Source organism: Pirellulales bacterium, from assembly GCA_036490175.1.
GTDB lineage: Bacteria > Planctomycetota > Planctomycetia > Pirellulales > JACPPG01 > JACPPG01.
Genome location: DASXEJ010000318.1, coordinates 1 through 1,694, shown reverse-complemented (window position 1 = coordinate 1,694; position 1,694 = coordinate 1). Strand labels below are relative to the sequence as shown.

Here is a 1,694-nt window from a genome sequence, read left to right as displayed (position 1 = left end):
TGGGTAGATGTCGAGGGAGTGGAATTTTTTCAATGGGGTTGATGCGGCGGCGGTGCTGTGGGTGGGATCACGGTGCGGTGATTGGAGATCGCTCGGGTTGCACTGCATTTTCTTTTTTTCAATCGCTTTGCACGATGGCCGCGGTGCGCGATAGCAACCAAGGATGACGGAGTACGAACCGATCCCCGTCAACCTGGAGACCCGCGCGATGTCGAGCACCGCGACCCTGGAGAGTTTTGGCCAATCCCATTTTGGAACCGCTGAGTTGGGGGACGCGCGTCGTACCCGGCGCTTGATCGCATTGGCCGACGAGTTGCGGCGTCATCCCGGCGGCAGCTTGCCCGACAAGTTGCCTCGCCCGCAGAACCTGAAAGCGTTGTACCGTTTGTTCGATCGCGCGGAGGTGACGCACGAGGCGGTGCTGGCCCCGCACCGTGCGCGGACGCTGAGCTTGCTGGCGGAGCAGGAAACGGTTTTGATTCTCCACGACTCGACCGAGTTGGACTACTCGAAGCGCAAATCGCTCAAGGGTTTGGGCCAAATCGGCAAGGGCTGGAACCGCGGTTACATTTGTCACAACAGCCTGGCCATTTCGGCCGACGCCGGCGCGGTGATCGGATTGACCAGCCAGATCCTGCATACCCGTGTCAAGCCGCCGAAGAACGAAACCAAGACCCAGCTGCGCAATCGCAAGTCGCGGATCAGCCGCTTGTGGGTGCGTGGCGTGGCGCAACTTCCTGGCGATGCCCGCCTGGTCGACGTTTGCGATCGCGGCGCCGATACCTTCGAATTCTTGGAACACGAACTGCATTCGGGCCGACGCTTTGTCGTCCGCTCGGCTTACAGCCGGCGCCTGCTCCTGGAGGACGATCAGGCGAGCTTTCTGCACCTTCACCTGCGCTCGCAATTCGCCTGGGGCCGCCGCGAAATCACGGTGCCCGCCAAAAACGGCTTGCCGTCGCGGACGGCCAAGTTGTGCCTGTCGGCGGCCGCGGTGAGGCTGGTACCGCCGAAAGCCAAAAAGGGGGAGCACGGCAATCAGCCCCTGAGCATGTGGGCCGTGCGCGTGTGGGAACCCGCGCCGCCGAGCGGGGCGAAGACGCTGGAATGGTTCTTGCTGACGAACGAGCCCGTCGGTTCGTTTGCCGACGCGCAGCGCGTCGTGCAGTGGTACGAGCGGCGCTGGGTGATCGAGGAATTTCACAAGGGGCTGAAGACCGGCTGCAACATCGAAGACCTGCAATTCACGGCTGAGGAGCGTTTGCAACCGGCGATTGCCTTGCTGTCGGTCGTGGCGTTGACGTTGTTGCAACTGCGTGATGCCAGCCGCCAGCCGGACGCCGAGCGACGCCCTGCGCGTGAACTGTTCTCGCAAACCTACCTGGACGTGCTTGCCGGTTGGCGGGGCGGTCGGCCCGCAGCCGAAATGAGCGTTTCGGCATTCTTCCTGGCGCTGGCCCGACTGGGCGGCCATCAGAATCGTCGCCACGACGGCCGTCCCGGCTGGTTGACTCTCTGGCGTGGCTGGACGAAACTCCAGCTCATGGTCGACGGCGCCCGAGCCTTCCGACCCAAAAAATGTGGGTAAACCTAAGGTCGTTGACCGCCGGCTATTGGACGACGAAGTGCGAAAGTCGAGCGATACGTCGCGAACGCGAGCGCCCGCGTAGCGTCCGTCAAAAGCTTGCGCCGAT

The 1,694-nt window shown here is 62.9% G+C and carries 2 protein-coding genes; one reads left to right on the top strand and one right to left on the bottom strand.

All coding sequences use genetic code 11. The features are described 5' to 3' along the window. Positions 1 to 219, bottom strand: a 219-nt coding sequence (locus tag VGG64_24500; protein HEY1602787.1) for a hypothetical protein, incomplete at its 3' end; no start/stop codon positions are given. On the opposite strand from VGG64_24500, the gene VGG64_24495 reads away from it, so the two are divergent. After that, positions 209 to 1,588, top strand: a complete 1,380-nt coding sequence (locus tag VGG64_24495) for an IS4 family transposase (GenBank protein ID HEY1602786.1) — start codon at positions 209 to 211, stop codon at positions 1,586 to 1,588. The genes VGG64_24500 and VGG64_24495 overlap by 11 nt on opposite strands. Positions 1,589 to 1,694 lie beyond the last annotated feature (106 nt).